Raw genomic sequence first — 15410 nt, 5'->3', positions numbered from 1 at the left:
CTCCCGTCGGCAGGCAGCCGCGAAGCCGTAGGGCCCGGCGGCTGTGCGGCGCCCCTCCCCCGCGTACGGAATACACGGAGGGAGGGCCACCGCACACCGCCCGGCCAGATCCTGGCCGGGCAGGACCTGGCCGGGCGGGATCCGTACTAGGCGGCGCGTGCCGCGCGGGCCAGATACGTCAGCAGGTCCTGGCGGCTGACCACACCCGTCGGCTTCCCCTCCACCAGCACGATCGCCGCGTCCGCCTTGCCCAGGACCGCCATCAGATCGGCCACCGGCTCGCCCGAACCGACCAGCGGGAGCGGCGCCGACATGTGCTTCTCCAGCGCGTCACCCAGCGAGGCCCGCTGGGCGAACAGCGCGTCGAGCAATTCGCGCTCCACCACCGAACCGATGACCTCGGCGGCCATCACGTCCGGGTGCCCGGCCCCCGGCTTCACGATGGGCATCTGGGACACGCCGTACTCGCGCAGCACGTCGATCGCGTCGCCGACGGTCTCCTCCGGGTGCATGTGCACCAGGTGGGGGATGCCGTCCTCCTTGCCCAGCAGCACGTCGGAGACGCGCGGCTCGGTGCCGGGCTGCTCCAGGAACCCGTAGTCGTTCATCCACTCGTCGTTGAAGATCTTCGAGAGGTAGCCGCGTCCGCTGTCCGGCAGCAGCACGACCACGATGTCGTCGGGCCCGAGGTCCTCGGCCACCCGCAGCGCCGCCACGACCGCCATCCCGCAGGAGCCCCCGACCAGCAGGCCCTCCTCCTTGGCGAGCCTGCGCGTCATCTGGAAGGAGTCCTTGTCGGACACCGCGACGATGCCGTCGGTGACCGTCCGGTCGTACGCGGACGGCCAGAAGTCCTCACCGACGCCCTCGACCAGGTAGGGCCGTCCCGAGCCTCCCGAGTACACGGAACCCTCCGGGTCGGCGCCGATGACCTTGACCCGGCCGTCGGACGCGTCCTTGAGGTACCGGCCGGTCCCGCTGATCGTGCCGCCCGTGCCGACGCCCGCGACGAAGTGCGTGATCCGTCCCTCCGTCTGCTCCCACAGCTCGGGCCCCGTGGTCTCGTAGTGCGAGCGCGGGTTGTTCGGGTTGCTGTACTGGTCGGGCTTCCACGCGCCCGGCGTCTCCCTGACCAGGCGGTCGGAGACGTTGTAGTACGAGTCGGGGTGGTCGGGGTCGACGGCGGTGGGGCAGACGACGACGTCGGCCCCGTACGCCCGCAGCACGTTGATCTTGTCAGTGGACACCTTGTCCGGGCAGACGAAGATGCACTTGTAACCCTTCTGCTGGGCAACGATCGCCAGCCCGACACCAGTGTTCCCACTGGTCGGCTCCACGATCGTGCCGCCGGGGAGCAGCTCGCCGCTCTCCGCGGCCGCCTCGATCATGCGCACGGCGATACGGTCCTTCACGGAGCCGCCCGGATTGAAGTATTCGACCTTGGCCAGGACGGTCGCCCTGATCCCTGCGGTCACGTTGTTGAGCCTCACCAGCGGGGTGTTGCCGACGAGGCTGATCATCGAGTCGTGGAAGTGCACCATGGCGGTCAGCGTATTGGACAAGATTGGGCTGCACCGGTCTCCGGGCAGTTAGGTGAGGTACGGCCCGATCGACCGGCCACCGCCCGGATGGTGTCCGGCCCGGTCGGCGGACAGCGGCCGGCACGTGTACGGCTATCAGGAGGTGGCAGTGTCGAGGGCGAGGGTGGCGCGACGGATCGCCGCGGGCGCGGCATACGGAGGCGGAAGCATCGGGCTGGTCGGAGCGGCCGCGGTGGGGGTGCTGCTCGCGGAGGTCCAGCTGGCGAAGCGTTCCGTGGGCGGCGGGCGGGCCCCTACGGCACCGAGCGCGGACGGGCGGTACGGGCTGGCGTTCGCGGGCCGCACGGGGCATCTGGAGCCGTTACGGCTGGCCATGCTCGGCGACTCGACGGCGGCGGGCCAGGGCGTGTGGCGGGCCGGTCAGACCCCGGCCGCGCTGCTGGCCTCCGGGCTCGCAGCGGTGGCCGAGCGGCCGGTGGACCTGCGGAACGTCGCCCTGCCCGGCGCGATGTCGGACGATCTGGACCGGCAGGTGGGGCTGGTGCTCGCCGATCCGGGGCGGCTGCCCGAGGTCTGCGTGATCATGATCGGCGCGAACGACGTGACCCACCGGATGCCGGCCACTCAGTCCGTACGGCATCTGGCGACCGCCGTCCGCAGACTGCGGACGGCGGGGGCCGAGGTCGTCGTCGGTACCTGCCCCGACCTGGGCACGGTCGAGCCCGTCTACCAGCCGCTGCGGTGGCTGGCGCGGCGGGTCTCCCGGCAGCTGGCGGCGGCCCAGACGATCGGGGTGGTCGAACAGGGCGGGCGGACGGTGTCGCTGGGCGAGATGCTCGGCCCGGAGTTCGCGGCGAACCCCCGTGAGCTGTTCGGCCCGGACAACTACCACCCGTCCGCCGAGGGGTATGCGACGGCCGCGATGGCGGTGCTGCCCACGCTCTGCGCGGTGCTGGGCCTGTGGCCGGAGACCGACCACCTGGACGCCACCCGCGACGAGGACATGCTGCCGGTGGCCAAGGCCGCGTCGGCCGCAGCGTCCGAGGCGGGCACCGAGGTCACAGGGGTCCGCGCGCCCTGGGCCCTGCTGAAGCACCGCAGGCGGCGGCGCCTGCCGGAGACACCGGAGGCGGCGCACGCCGCACCACCCGGGGAGCAGCGGCACGGGCAGCGGCGGCACGGCCGGCCGCCGACCGGGAGCCATCCGGACGGACAGCAGCCGCCCGGGGACCACGCGCACGGACAGCAGCCGGCCGGGAACCGCCCGCCCGAGGAGGAGCCGGCCGGGGACCTGCCGGGCGGCGAGCAGCCGCCCGTCGCTCCCGGCCCGGAGCAGGACCGGGGGCCGGGGGTCGCGCGGCCCCCGGCACCGCCATCCTGAGCGGTCGCTTAGAAAAGAGTCCCGCATCACACACCGCCCCCGGTGACCTCGGCGGTACGTACGGGTAACTTCCAATCAGCCCTGCCGCCAACCAGCACCGCCGCCCGACCAGCCCTGCCGCCCAGCCCCGTCTCAGCCCCATGGAGCCGTGATGCCCGAAGCCGTGATCGTCTCAACCGCCCGCTCCCCCATCGGCCGCGCCTTCAAGGGTTCGCTGAAGGACCTGCGGGCGGACGACCTCACCGCCACCATCATCCAGGCCGCCCTCGCCAAGGTGCCCGAGCTGGATCCCCGCGACATCGACGACCTGATGCTGGGCTGCGGGCTGCCGGGCGGCGAGCAGGGCAACAACCTGGGCCGCATCGTCAGCGTCGCCATGGGGATGGACCACCTCCCCGGCTGTACGGTCACCCGCTACTGCTCGTCGTCCCTCCAGACCTCGCGGATGGCGCTGCACGCCATCAAGGCGGGCGAGGGCGACGTCTTCATCTCGGCCGGTGTCGAGATGGTGTCGCGGTTCGTGAAGGGCAACTCCGACAGCCTGCCCGACACGCACAACCCGCTCTTCGCCGAGGCCGAGGCGCGCACCGAGGCCGTGGCCAAGAGCGAGGGCGCCTCCTGGCACGACCCCCGCGAGGACGGCCTCGTCCCGGACGCGTACATCGCGATGGGCCAGACCGCCGAGAACCTGGCCGGGATCAAGGGCATCACCCGGCAGGACATGGACGAGTTCGGCGTGCGGTCGCAGAACCTCGCCGAAGCAGCGATCAAGAACGGCTTCTGGGCCCGCGAGATCACCCCGGTCACGCTCCCCAACGGCACGGTCGTCTCCGCGGACGACGGCCCGCGGGCCGGTGTGACCCTCGAAGGCGTACAGGGCCTGAAGCCGGTCTTCCGCCCCGACGGCCGCATCACCGCGGGCAACTGCTGCCCGCTCAACGACGGCGCGGCGGCCCTGGTGATCATGAGTGACACCAAGGCGCGCGAGCTGGGCCTGACCCCGCTGGCCCGGATCGTCTCGACCGGCGTCACCGGCCTCTCCCCCGAGATCATGGGGTACGGCCCCGTCGAGGCGTCCAAGCAGGCACTGAAGCGGGCGGGCCTGACGATCGGCGACATCGACCTGGCCGAGCTGAACGAGGCGTTCGCCGCCCAGGTCATCCCGTCCTACCGGGACCTGGGCCTCGACCTGGACAAGGTGAACGTGAACGGCGGCGCCATCGCGGTCGGCCACCCCTTCGGCATGACGGGCGCGCGCATCACCGGCACGCTGATCAACAGCCTTCAGTTCCACGACAAGCAGTTCGGCCTGGAGACGATGTGCGTGGGCGGCGGCCAGGGCATGGCCATGGTCATCGAGCGCCTCAGCTGATCCCGCCGGCCCCCCCCCCGGCTCCACAGCTCCACAGCCCCACAGCCCCCAGCCACACAGCTCCAGCACAGATCCGCACGCAGAGCGTCCAACCGATGACACCGCGTCGAACACAGCGCCCCGATCCCTCCCACCGGAGGGTCGGGGCGCTCTCAACTCCGCTACCCAGAGGCATGTTTGATGACGCCACTGTCACAACTCCCCTCTGCTCAAGCCTCTCGCCACCCAGTCGTGACCGAATCTCCCCCAGGATGTGACCTATCTCCCGAGGCCACTTCATTCCCGCAGGTCACGGCGGCAGCAGAAGGAAAACCAGGGCCCAAAGACCTGTCCAATTCATGACGTAATGCACTGCCGACGGACGCACTCTCACGACAAGCTGATGTAGGAAGTCGGGGAACGATTGAATCCGGGAGTAAGTCAGTGAGCACTTTGTCGATTGCCCTGCTGCTGACGACGGCCACCGCCACGGCCGTCGGCGCTGCGTCCCTGCATGCCGCACACGGCCTGCGCCGCCAGATCGCCGCTCTGCGCGACGATCTCGCCGGCCCGCCCGGCGGCAGCGAGCGGGGCGCGACCGTACCGGCCGCGCGCGAGACCCCGGCGGCCGAGATACGGGCGGCCGTCGCGGAAGCACTGGCCGAGGAGCGCGAACGCGAGCTGGCCGAGGCGCGTGCCTTCTGGGCCGCGCAGGAGTCCCGTGACGCGGCGGACGCACCGTCCCTGCTGGGCGGCCTGGCCGGACTCGGCGAGGACGCCGCGTTCTTCCTGCCGCGCCAGACCGACTTCACCGGCGTCGACCCGGCCTTCGAGACCGGCTTCGGCGCGGAACTGGAACCGGCCGTGGAGCCGGGCCTCGACGCGGACGACGAGCCGGGCCCGGACGAGTACCCGGCTGACAGCGCCGAACTGGCCGCGGCCCGCCGCAGGCACCCCTCGCACCCCGACTTCGTCCCCGTGCAGACCCCCGTGGGGACCGAGCACGAGCGCATGGTGACCCGCCTCGAAGCGCTCGCCGAGACCCGCACCGCGCTCACCGACGTCCGCCCGGGTCCGCTCGGGACGCTCGATGTGTACGTCTTCACGGACGGCACCACGCTCTGTATGACGCCGGGTCACCGGGAGACCGCCGAGCGGCTCTCCGAAGCCCTGCGTGCGGGCGACAACCCGGTCCTGCTGGGCGGTTCCGGCATCTCCGGTGCGTACGCGCTGACCTTCACCTGCGGCGAGGAGAACGTCTACATCCTCGCGGACCGCGTCATAGCGTCGCTGTAGCGCCCCTCACGTCCCGCACACCGCCGGTCGGTGCCGTTCACAGCACCGATGGGCGCCGGTCAGCGGCCCCTCACAGCCCCGATCCGGCCTCGGCCGCCTCCACCGACTTCACGGCCTCGTCCAGATCCGCGGACGGGGCCGTTCGCAGTTCCTCGGCCAGATCGTGCGCCGCGACGGCGAGTTGGTCGGCGACGGCGAACATCCCGGCGTCCGGCATGATCCGCCCGGCGGCGTCCGGGGACTCCAGGCGCTGGGCCCACGACGACAGTTCCCTGGCCAGCGTCAGCCCGGCGGCGGCCGCGCCGCGCTGGAGCCGGCTCTGCGGGGCGGAGCGCAGCCGGTCGGCGAAGCGGTCCGCTGCGGCGGTGAGAGGCGTCGTATCGAGCACGCCGCGACCCTACGCGCCCGTCCCGGACTGTTGCCAACGGGCCGACGCTGAGGCACGGTGCAGTGAAGGCAACAGCAACACCGACTCAGCGCAATGCCTCCGGAGGCGCCGATGTCCCAAGTCTTCTCCGAAGAGACCCACCGCAACCTGCTCTCCCGCATCCCCGAGTGCACGGGCCGTGAAGTGTCCGACTGGCTCCGCGCCGTCGACGAAGGCCCCACCCTCGTCCGCTTCGACGAGAAGGTCAGCTGGCTCAGGACCGAACACCGGCTCGCCTACGGTCACGCCAAGGCGATCATCCACGAGTACGACCTGAGACGAGCCGCGCGGCGGCTGCTCTAGGCACCTCCCGGGAACGCGAAGGGGCCCGCCCGGAACACCTCCGGACGGGCCCCTCGCCGACTCGCTGACGGCCCCCGGGCCATCAGCCGCAGCACTAGTCGTTGCCGCTGAAGATCGCGACCAGCCGCAGCATCTCCAGGTAGATCCAGACGAGCGACGTGGTCAGGCCGAACGCCGCGAGCCACGACTCCTGGCGCGGGGCGCCGTAGGCGATGCCGTCCTCGATCTGCTTGAAGTCCAGCGTCAGGAAGAAGCAGCCGATCAGGATCGCCAGCACCCCGACGAGCGCGCCGAGCGGGCCGAAGTCGCGCAGCCCGCCGTCGCCGGCGATGCCGAAGACGACCAGCAGCAGATTGACCACCATCACCATGAGGAACGCCATGGCGATCGTCATGCCGATGCGGACGTACCGCGCGGTGACCCGGATCCAGCGCTGCTTGTACGCCAGCAGGCTCGCGGCCGACACCGCCATCGTGCCCAGCACCGCCTGGAAGGGCGCGCCCGACCACTGGCTGTTGTACATCTCGCTGAGGACGCCGAGGAAGATGCCCTCGAAGAACGCGTAACCGAGGATCAGCGCGGGTGCCGGTGTGCGCTTGAAGGACTGCACCATCGCCAGCACGAAGGCCACCAGCGCGGAGCCGACGGCCAGTCCGTAGCTGGTCGAGGAGATCGGCAGCAGCACCCAGGCCAGAGCGGCGCCGACGGCGGCCGTGCCGAGCGTGAGGGCCGTGCGCGAGACGACGTCGTCCATCGTCATGGCGCCGGCGCGGGCGGGCGCCTGCGGGCCGTAGGGGTCCGTCACGTACGGATTCGTCGCGTACGGGCCGGGCGCGTGGGGGCCGGCGGCGTAGGGGTTCTGGCCGGACGGGTCCTGCGCGTACGGGTTGGCCCCTGCCGCTGGGCCCCCGGCCTGCGGCGCCGCGTTGAATCCCGCGTAGCCGTTGTCGCGGCTGAAGCCCCGTCGCGAGAAGACCGGGTTGCTGCTCCTCATCTCACTCCTCAGTGGCCACGGTGCGTGGCCTCGTGACCAGAGTAATGGGACAGCAAAGAGAAGGGTGTACTGCCTGGGAAGGATCTTTCCGCGATCCCGGCACCGGCCGCGCCCGGCGCCTGGCGGAGGTGCCCGGAACCGGACTTGAACCGGTACGCCCCCGAGGGGCAGCGAGGTTTAAGCTCGCCGTGTCTGCATTCCACCATCCGGGCACGACGCGCGGCACCGCATTCGCGATTCAGAGACTATCCGGACGGGCCGCCCGGGCAGGGGACCCTTAACCCGATGTTGTCTTATTTTATTGATGCCTGAAGGTGCGTCAGCCAGTGGATGCGCCATCGGCACATGCCGCACGTGGTGGCGGCCCCGTACCGGGGGGTACGGGATTGACGGAAAGTCGCCTGTCGCGGCCCTCCGTCACGGCCCGCCGCCGGGCCGGGGCACCTGAGGGGGACGGGTCTCGGGGGCGGTGTCATACCGGAGGAGGAGGCGGCGCCCTCCCGGTCACTCTCAAGGCGGCCGGAGGAACGGGCATGCGGAGGGACGATCCGGCGCCGGGCGGCCGACAGGATGAAGAGGTCCCCGCATCCCGTTCCGAACAGGAGCCCCACGTGACCTCGACCACCACCGCCCGCCGCGCCACCGCGGTGGCTGCCCGCGCCACCGACCTCTCCAAGGTGTACGGCCAGGGGGAGACCCAGGTGGTCGCCCTGGACGGCGTCTCCGTGGCCTTCCGGCAGGGCGAGTTCACCGCGATCATGGGCCCGTCCGGTTCCGGGAAGTCGACGCTGATGCACTGCGTCGCGGGTCTCGACACCTTCACGTCGGGGTCCGCGCGCATCGGTGAGACCGAGCTGAGCACCCTCAAGGACAAGCAGCTCACGCAGTTGCGCCGGGACAAGATCGGCTTCATCTTCCAGGCCTTCAACCTGCTGCCCACGCTGACCGCGGCCGAGAACATCACGCTGCCGATGGACATCGCGGGCCGCAAGCCCGACCAGGCGTGGCTGGCGAACGTCATCGAGATGGTGGGGCTCAAGGACCGGCTCAGCCACCGGCCCACCCAGCTCTCCGGCGGCCAGCAGCAGCGCGTCGCCGTGGCCCGTGCGCTGGCCTCGCGGCCCGAGATCATCTTCGGCGACGAGCCGACCGGGAACCTGGACTCGCGCTCGGGCGCCGAGGTGCTCGGCTTCCTGCGCAACTCCGTACGGGAGCTGGGCCAGACCGTCGTCATGGTGACCCATGACGCGATGGCCGCCGCCTACGCGGACCGGGTCATCTTCCTCGCCGACGGCCGGATCGTCGACGAGATGCTGTCGCCCGGCGCCGACGCCGTACTGGACCGGATGAAGGAGTTCGACGCCCGGGGCCGGACCAGCTGACCCTCACCGGCCGGCCCCCGCCCCGTACCAGCGACTCCGCCCGTCCCGCCTGCTCCTCACCTCAGGACTGACACCCACCATGTTCCGTACCGCCCTGCGCAATGTGCTCTCGCACAAGGCCAGGCTGCTGATGACCGTCCTCGCCGTCCTGCTCGGCGTGGCCTTCGTCTCCGGCACCCTGGTCTTCACCGACACCCTCGGCCACGCCTTCCGCAACCAGTCCGCCAAGAACTACTCCGACGTGGCCGTCGCGGTCACCTCGTACTCCGACTCGGACCACCCCAAGGAAGCCCCCGGGGTCAGCGCGAAGACCCTGGACCGGATCAGGGGCCTGGACGGTGTCACCTCGGCCACCGGGCGCATCTCCGGGTTCGCCGGCGTCGCCGACCAGAAGGGCAAGCTGATCGGCAACGGCTGGTCCAACAAGGGCGGCAACTTCTCCCCCGGCGCCCACGGCAAGGACGACCAGTACGCCTTCACCGACGGCTCGGGCCCGGCCCGGAGCGGCCAGATCGCGCTGGACCGGGACACCGCGGACAAGGGCGGCTACCACGTCGGTGACACCGTGCGGGTCGCGACGAACGGGCCGGTGCGCACCTACACCCTCTCCGGGATCTTCACCACCGACGACGGCGCGGTCGGCGCGGGCGGCAGCCTGGTCCTCTTCGACACCGCGGCCGCGCAGAAGCTCTATCTGCAGCCCGGCTGGTACGAGGACGTCAACATCGCGGCCTCCCCCGGCACGCCGGAGGCCAAGCTCCTCGCCTCGGTCAAGCCGCTCCTCCCGGACAACGCCGAAGCGAAGACCGGCAAGCAGCTCGGCGACGAGCAGGCCAAGCAGATCACGCGGGAGATGTCGGGGCTGAGCCAGATGCTCCTGGGCTTCGCCGCGGTCGCGCTCTTCGTCGGGATCTTCCTGATCTCCAACACCTTCACCATGCTCGTCGCCCAGCGCACCAAGGAGCTGGCCCTGCTGCGCGCCGTCGGCGCGTCCCGCAAGCAGGTCACCCGCTCGGTGCTCGCCGAGGCGCTGGTGGTCGGCGCGGTCGCATCCGTGGTCGGCTTCGTGCTCGGCATCGGCCTGGCCGTGGGGCTGCGGTCCGCGATGGGCTCGTTCGGGGCGAAAGTGCCCGGCGGTCCGCTGATCGTGGCGCCGGGCACCGCACTGGCCGCGCTGCTCGTCGGCGTACTGATCACGATGCTCGCGGCCTGGCTGCCCGCCCGCCGGGCGGCGAAGATCCCGCCGGTCGCGGCCATGGGCAGCGCGCATCTGCCCGCCACGACGAAGTCCCTGGTGGTACGGAACTCGATCGGCGCCGTCATCACCCTGATCGGCGCCGCCGTGATCCTGGCCGGTGCGTCGGCGGGCTCCGGCGGCCGGATGATGATCGGGGCCGGTGCCTTCCTGGCCCTGATCGGTGTGATCGTGCTGATCCCGCTGCTCTCCCGGCCGGTCATCGCGCTCGTACGGCCGCTGCTGACCCGGGTGTTCGGGGTGTCGGGCAAGCTCGCGGGCCAGAACGCGGTCCGTAACCCGCGCCGCACCGGGGCCACCGCCTCCGCCCTCGCGATCGGTCTGACGCTGGTCACCGGGCTCACGGTGATCGGTGTCACGGTCGGCCAGTCGGTGGACCGGGTGACCACGGACAACTTCAAGGGCGACTACATGGTCGAGATGGCCAACGGCATGTCGCTCACCCCCTCCACGGTGACCGCGCTGGAGAAGGCGAAGGGCGTCGCCGCCGTCTCCCCGCAGGCCGGCAGCCAGATCGTCATCGACGGCAGCGACGAGGCGGTCTCCGGTGTGAAGCCCGGCGACATCCAGCAGGTGCTCAGCCTCCCCGTGGTCTCGGGCTCGCTGGACTCGCTCGCCGACGGCCGGATCGCCGTCGAGCAGAAGACGGCGGAGAAGAAGGGCTGGAAGCCGGGCAGCAAGGTGTCGGCGAAGTACCTCGACGACAAGAAGGGCTCGCTGACGGTCGGCGCGGTCTTCAAGGAGAACCAGTTCGTCTCCCCCGTCCTGGCCTCCATGTCGGTGCTCACCGCGCACGAGGAGAAGCCGGAGATCCAGCAGATCCTCGTGAAGACGCACGGCGGCACCGGTGATCAGGCCCTGGTGGACGCGATGGGCGGCAACCCGGCCATCTCCGTCCTGGGCAAGCAGGACATCCGCAACGCCATGGGCGGCATGATCAACACCACCCTCAACATCATGTACGGACTGCTGGCGATGGCCCTGATCATCGCGGTGCTCGGCGTCATCAACACCCTGGCGATGTCGGTCTTCGAGCGTCAGCAGGAGATCGGGATGCTGCGGGCGATCGGCCTGGACCGGGCCAAGGTGAAGCGGATGATCCGGCTGGAGGCCGTGGTGATCTCGCTGTTCGGCGCGGTGGTCGGGGTCGCGCTGGGGACCTTCCTGGCCTGGGCGGTCGGCCAGACCATCAAGTCGAGCATCCCGCACTACGTCCTGGTCATGCCGTGGGGCCGGATCGCCCTCTTCCTGGTGCTCGCGGCGTTCGTCGGAGTGGTGGCCTCCCTCTGGCCGGCCCGCAGCGCGGCGCGGCTGAACATGCTGACGGCGATCAAGACGGAGTAGCCCGCCGGCGGCAGGTCATACGCAGACGGGGAGGCCCGGGACATCGACAGTGTCCCGGGCCTCCGTACTGCGTACCGCGCGGCCCGTCAGCGCCAGTCGCGGGCCCGGCGCGGCAGCCCCGAGGCCCCGCCCTCCGGGGTCTTCACGGCCAGCACCTGGTTGACGCCGATCCTGTTGTTCTCGAAGGCGAGCGCGGACGCGGCCATGTAGAGCCGCCAGACGCGGGCCCGGCCCGGGCTCGTCAGCCGGACCGCCTCCGCCCAGCGCGCCTCCAGATTGGCCACCCACTCCCGCAGGGTCAGCGCGTAGTGCTCGCGGAGCGTCTCGACGTCACGGGCCTCGAAACCGGCCTCCTCCAGCAGCTCCACGGTCTTGCCGACCGGTGACAGCTCGCCGTCCGGGAAGACGTAGGCGTCGATGAACGCGTCGATCTCGTACGCCGATTCGTCCCGCTCGGGGCGGCGGGCGATCTGGTGGTTGAGCAGTCGGCCGCCCGGCTTGAGCAGGGCGTACAGGTCGTCCGCGTACTCCCGGTAGCGGACCGAACCGACGTGTTCGGCCATCCCGATCGACGAAATCGCGTCGTACGGCCCGTCCTTGACGTCCCGGTAGTCCTGGACGCGGATCTCGATCCGGTCGGTCAGCCCCTCCTCGGCGATGCGCTTGCGTGCGTACGCGGCCTGCTCCCGGGAGAGGGTGACACCGGTGACCCGCGCCCCGTACTCACGGGCCGCGTGGATGGCCATCGAGCCCCAGCCGCAGCCGACGTCGAGCAGCCGCATGCCCTCCTTGAGGGCGAGCTTCCGGCAGACCAGGTCGAGTTTGTCGCGCTGGGCGCTCTCCAGCGTGGAGTCCTCGGCCCAGTAGGCGCAGGAGTAGACCATCGAGGGCCCGAGCACCAGCTCGTAGAAGTCGTTGCCGACGTCGTAGTGGTGGCTGATGGCCTGCTGGTCGCGGCGCTTGGTGTGGATCGGGCCCCGGCGGCGTCTGATCTCCTCGGCGGGCGGGGGCGGCGGGGGCAGCAGCCCGCCGATGTCGAGGAGGCCGCGGGCGGCGGCCCGCAGCTTCGGGTCGAGCACCGGCAGCCGCGCCTTCTTGAGCTCCGCCGGGTCGTCACGCTCCCAGATCAGCCCGGCGAGCAGGTCGAGTGCCGCGTAGAGATCGCCGTCCACATCGATCTCACCGGCGACCCAGGCCCGGGCCAGCCCGAGCTCCCCCGGCTTCCACAACAGCCGCCGCAGGGCGCGACGGTGACGGATCACCAGGACGGGGGTCCCCGGCGGCCCCGACTCGCTGCCGTCCCAGGCCCGGATGCGGACCGGGAGCGGGGCTCCCAGCAGCTCCTCGGCGAGAGTGGTCAGCCGCAGCGCGGCGTCGGCCATGGCGCACACCTCCGTACAGATGGAAAAGGCTCAGCAGTAGGTAAACACCGAACGCCTGCCGCCACAGTCCCAATACCACGTAACGGGAGCGTAAAATCCATGGTGGATACATGTACATCTGTCCCGGTACGTCGGAGGGGCCGCCCGCACCACGGATGGCGGGCGGCCCCTCGGACCTGAACGAACCTGCTGTGCTACCGGGTCAGGCCTTGGCCTTCTCGGCGTCGGCCTTCGTGGCGGCTTCCGGCTTCCCGGCTTCGGACTTCGCCGCGGCGGGACGGGGCGCCGGCTTGGCCGCCTCGTAGAACTCCTCGCGCGGAGTCTCCATGGCGCCGAGCGATACGACCTCGCGCTTGAGGAACATCGCGAGCGTCCAGTCGGCGACGACGCGGATCTTGCGGTTCCAGGTCGGCACCGCGAGGCCGTGGTAGCCACGGTGCATGTACCAGGCGAGGCGCCCCTTGAGCTTGATCTTCATCTTGCCCATGACGATCATCGCGACGCCCTTGTGGAGGCCGAGGCCCGCCACCGCACCCTTGTTGGCGTGCTCGTAGTCGCCCTGCGGGAAACCGCGCATGCCCGAGATGACGTTGTCGCCGAGCACCTTGGCCTGGCGCAGCGCGTGCTGGGCGTTCGGCGGGCACCAGGCGTTCTCGACACCGGCCTTGCGGGCGGCCATGTCCGGGACCTGCGCGTTGTCGCCCGCGGCCCAGATGTAGTCAGTGCCCTGCACCTGGAGCTTCTCGGAGGTGTCCACGTGGCCGCGGGGGCCGAGCGGCAGACCGTAGCGCGCCAGGACCGGGTTGGGCTTGACGCCGGCGGTCCAGACGAGCGTGTCGGCGTCGACCTCAAGGCCGTTGTTCAGTACCACGTGGCCGTCGACGCAGGAGTCCATACCGGTCTTGAGGTAGACCTCGACCCCGCGGGACTCCAGGTGCTCCTTGCCGTACGCGCCGAGCTTCGGCCCGACCTCGGGAAGGATCTTGTCCGCCACGTCGACCAGCAGGAAGCGCATGTCCTCGCGCTTGACGTTGGTGTAGTACTTCGCGGCGTCCCTGGCCATGTCCTCGACCTCGCCGATGGTCTCCGCGCCTGCGAAGCCACCGCCGACGAAGACGAAGGTGAGCGCCTTGCGGCGGACGTCCTCGTCGGTCGTCGAGTCGGCCTTGTCGAGCTGCTCAAGGACGTGGTTGCGCAGGCCGATCGCTTCCTCGACGCCCTTCATGCCGATGCCCTGCTCGGCGAGGCCGGGGATCGGGAAGGTGCGGGAGACCGCGCCGAGCGCGATGACCAGGTAGTCGAAGGGCAGCTCGTAGGCCTCGCCGACGAGCGGCGCGACCGTGGCGACCTTGCGGTCCTGGTCGATCGTGGTGACTCGGCCGGTGAGGATCTCGGCCTTGGGCAGCACGCGTCGCAGCGGGACGACGACATGCCGAGGCGAGATGCTGCCGGCAGCAGCTTCGGGGAGGAAGGGCTGGTACGTCATGTACGAGCGCGGGTCCACGACCGTGACGGTCGCTTCGCCGTAGCGCATCTTCTTGAGAATGCGTCGAGCTGCGTACAGGCCTACGTACCCGCCTCCAACTACGAGGATCCTGGGACGCTCCGTGGTGCTCATGGCAACGAGTATCCACCTCCTGGGAGGGGGTACCTCGTGCGCCCCTTCACAAGGTCAACGGGCACCTCTGCTACACTGCGCGGCTCGCATGACGGAGGTCACTCCTCCGCAAGGGAACCAGTACCCCCCTGCGGACGTTGTCCACCCCTCTTGAGCTGCCCTTCACGGTGTCGCGCCGAGTGGACCACCGCCCGACGACATCCGCGCGCAACACGTATGACACAGCCCGCGATACGCGGAACAGGGACCTGTGGGCACCCTGCGGGGGCACATGTCCTCGGAACTTCGGCCGACAGGCCCCAATTCCTTGTGAAGAACTTCACGAACTTTCTCGCGACCGGCCGCCCGGGCGGCGCCGGAAGGCGCCCCGGAAGCCTGACAACGCTGTCATCGAGACTCCGGGACCGACCCCGCGAGGGCCGCCCGAGCGGCCCCGCCCGGCGCTACCCGACGTCGCGGGCGCGGCTCCACGCGATCCCGTCGGGCATCGCCTCCAAAGCGTCACTCACTCCCGAGGCGTGCACGTGTACACGATCGTGCGTACACTTCCTTTATGGCCGAGAGCACTGTGACTGTACGGGAAGCCCGCGCACACCTGGCGGACCACATCAATCGTGCCGAGGAGGGCACACCTACGGTGATCACCCGCAACGGCGAGCCCGTCGCGGCCGTGGTGCCGATCGCGGACTTCAACGCACTGGAGGAAGCAGCCGACGTGTTGCTGGCCCGGGAGGCGGAAGCGGTCCTGGCCCAGGGCGGCCCGACGGTGCCTATGGCTGAGCTGCTGGCAGACCTGTTCACCGAGCGCACCGACGACGCGGCGTGAAGTACGAGTTCCGGTTCACCACAGCCGCACAGCGGCAACTTCGGGCCATCGACCGGCCTGCCGCCATGCGCATCCTGGCGGCGCTGACCGCGCTCGGCGACGATCCGTACCGTGAGGACGCCGACATCAGGAAACTCACCGGCCCGTCGGGCCTCTATCGGCTCCGGGTCGACAGCTACCGGGTCGCCTATCAGGTCGAAGACGGCGAGCTCATCATCCTCGTCGTCAAGATCGGCGACCGGCGCGACGTCCACCGCAACATCTGAGATCAGGCGGCCCGGAGCCCTGAGACTCCGGGCCGCCTCACAGC

The 15410-nt window shown here is 70.5% G+C and carries 12 protein-coding genes, 1 tRNA gene and 1 pseudogene; 8 read left to right on the top strand and 6 right to left on the bottom strand.

All coding sequences use genetic code 11. The features are described from left to right. Positions 1–146: 146 nt before the first annotated feature. Positions 147–1538 (bottom strand): cystathionine beta-synthase, encoded by a 1392-nt coding sequence (locus tag OG285_RS21830; RefSeq protein ID WP_371793581.1) that lies wholly within the window; start codon positions 1536–1538, stop codon positions 147–149. Between the two features lie 166 nt (positions 1539–1704). Between OG285_RS21830 and OG285_RS21825 the strand changes: the two are divergent. From OG285_RS21825 to OG285_RS21815, 3 genes and pseudogenes are all read left to right on the top strand, one after another. Beyond that, positions 1705–2706, top strand: a pseudogene (locus OG285_RS21825) (SGNH/GDSL hydrolase family protein); the annotation flags it as partial. Positions 2707–3073: 367 nt separating this feature from the next. Then, complete coding sequence (locus tag OG285_RS21820; protein WP_371791963.1) at positions 3074–4294, top strand: acetyl-CoA C-acetyltransferase; 1221 nt, start codon at positions 3074–3076, stop codon at positions 4292–4294. Between the two features lie 447 nt (positions 4295–4741). After that, entirely contained in the window at positions 4742–5569 is an 828-nt protein-coding gene (locus OG285_RS21815) for a hypothetical protein (protein WP_371793580.1), read from the top strand. Between the two features lie 70 nt (positions 5570–5639). Here OG285_RS21815 and OG285_RS21810 read toward each other — a convergent pair whose 3' ends face one another. Further along, positions 5640–5957, bottom strand: coding sequence for a hypothetical protein (locus OG285_RS21810; protein ID WP_371791962.1), 318 nt, complete (start codon positions 5955–5957; stop codon positions 5640–5642). Positions 5958–6068: 111 nt separating this feature from the next. Between OG285_RS21810 and OG285_RS21805 the strand changes: the two genes are divergently transcribed. Then, positions 6069–6299: a DUF4287 domain-containing protein gene (locus tag OG285_RS21805; protein WP_356834789.1), complete on the top strand. Its 231-nt coding sequence runs from the start codon at positions 6069–6071 to the stop codon at positions 6297–6299. A gap of 94 nt (positions 6300–6393) precedes the next feature. Here the strand turns inward: OG285_RS21805 and OG285_RS21800 are convergent, their stop codons facing one another. Together OG285_RS21800 and OG285_RS21795 are read right to left on the bottom strand one after the other, a co-directional pair. Continuing rightward, a complete protein-coding gene (locus OG285_RS21800) occupies positions 6394–7293 on the bottom strand; it encodes a Bax inhibitor-1/YccA family protein (RefSeq protein ID WP_356834791.1) in 900 nt (299 codons plus the stop codon). Positions 7294–7422: 129 nt separating this feature from the next. Beyond that, a tRNA-Leu gene (locus OG285_RS21795) sits at positions 7423–7505 on the bottom strand. Positions 7506–7904: 399 nt separating this feature from the next. Here OG285_RS21795 and OG285_RS21790 point away from each other — a divergent pair. Both OG285_RS21790 and OG285_RS21785 read left to right on the top strand, forming a co-directional pair. Continuing rightward, positions 7905–8675, top strand: coding sequence for an ABC transporter ATP-binding protein (locus tag OG285_RS21790; protein ID WP_371791961.1), 771 nt, complete (start codon positions 7905–7907; stop codon positions 8673–8675). A gap of 79 nt (positions 8676–8754) precedes the next feature. Beyond that, positions 8755–11274 (top strand): ABC transporter permease, encoded by a 2520-nt coding sequence (locus tag OG285_RS21785; protein ID WP_371791960.1) that lies wholly within the window; start codon positions 8755–8757, stop codon positions 11272–11274. An 86-nt stretch (positions 11275–11360) separates the two neighbouring features. On the opposite strand, the gene OG285_RS21780 is transcribed toward OG285_RS21785, so the two are convergent. Further along, entirely contained in the window at positions 11361–12656 is a 1296-nt protein-coding gene (locus OG285_RS21780; RefSeq protein ID WP_356834799.1) for a cyclopropane-fatty-acyl-phospholipid synthase family protein, read from the bottom strand. 202 nt (positions 12657–12858) lie between these two features. Continuing rightward, a complete protein-coding gene (locus OG285_RS21775; RefSeq protein ID WP_356834802.1) occupies positions 12859–14274 on the bottom strand; it encodes an NAD(P)/FAD-dependent oxidoreductase in 1416 nt (471 codons plus the stop codon). Between the two features lie 553 nt (positions 14275–14827). Between OG285_RS21775 and OG285_RS21770 the strand changes: the two genes are divergently transcribed. Together OG285_RS21770 and OG285_RS21765 are read left to right on the top strand one after the other, a co-directional pair. Next, positions 14828–15100: a type II toxin-antitoxin system Phd/YefM family antitoxin gene (locus tag OG285_RS21770; protein ID WP_371791959.1), complete on the top strand. Its 273-nt coding sequence runs from the start codon at positions 14828–14830 to the stop codon at positions 15098–15100. Next, on the top strand, positions 15097–15366 hold the full coding sequence (locus tag OG285_RS21765; protein ID WP_371791958.1) for a type II toxin-antitoxin system RelE/ParE family toxin: 270 nt from the start codon (positions 15097–15099) through the stop codon (positions 15364–15366). Before OG285_RS21770 ends, OG285_RS21765 begins: the two co-directional genes overlap by 4 nt. Positions 15367–15410 lie beyond the last annotated feature (44 nt).

The sequence above is a fragment of the Streptomyces sp. NBC_01471 genome, from assembly GCF_041438865.1.
Taxonomy (GTDB): Bacteria; Actinomycetota; Actinomycetes; order Streptomycetales; family Streptomycetaceae; genus Streptomyces.
The sequence above is the reverse complement of the archived record's forward strand: the minus strand, read 5'-3'. Positions and strand labels throughout refer to the sequence as shown.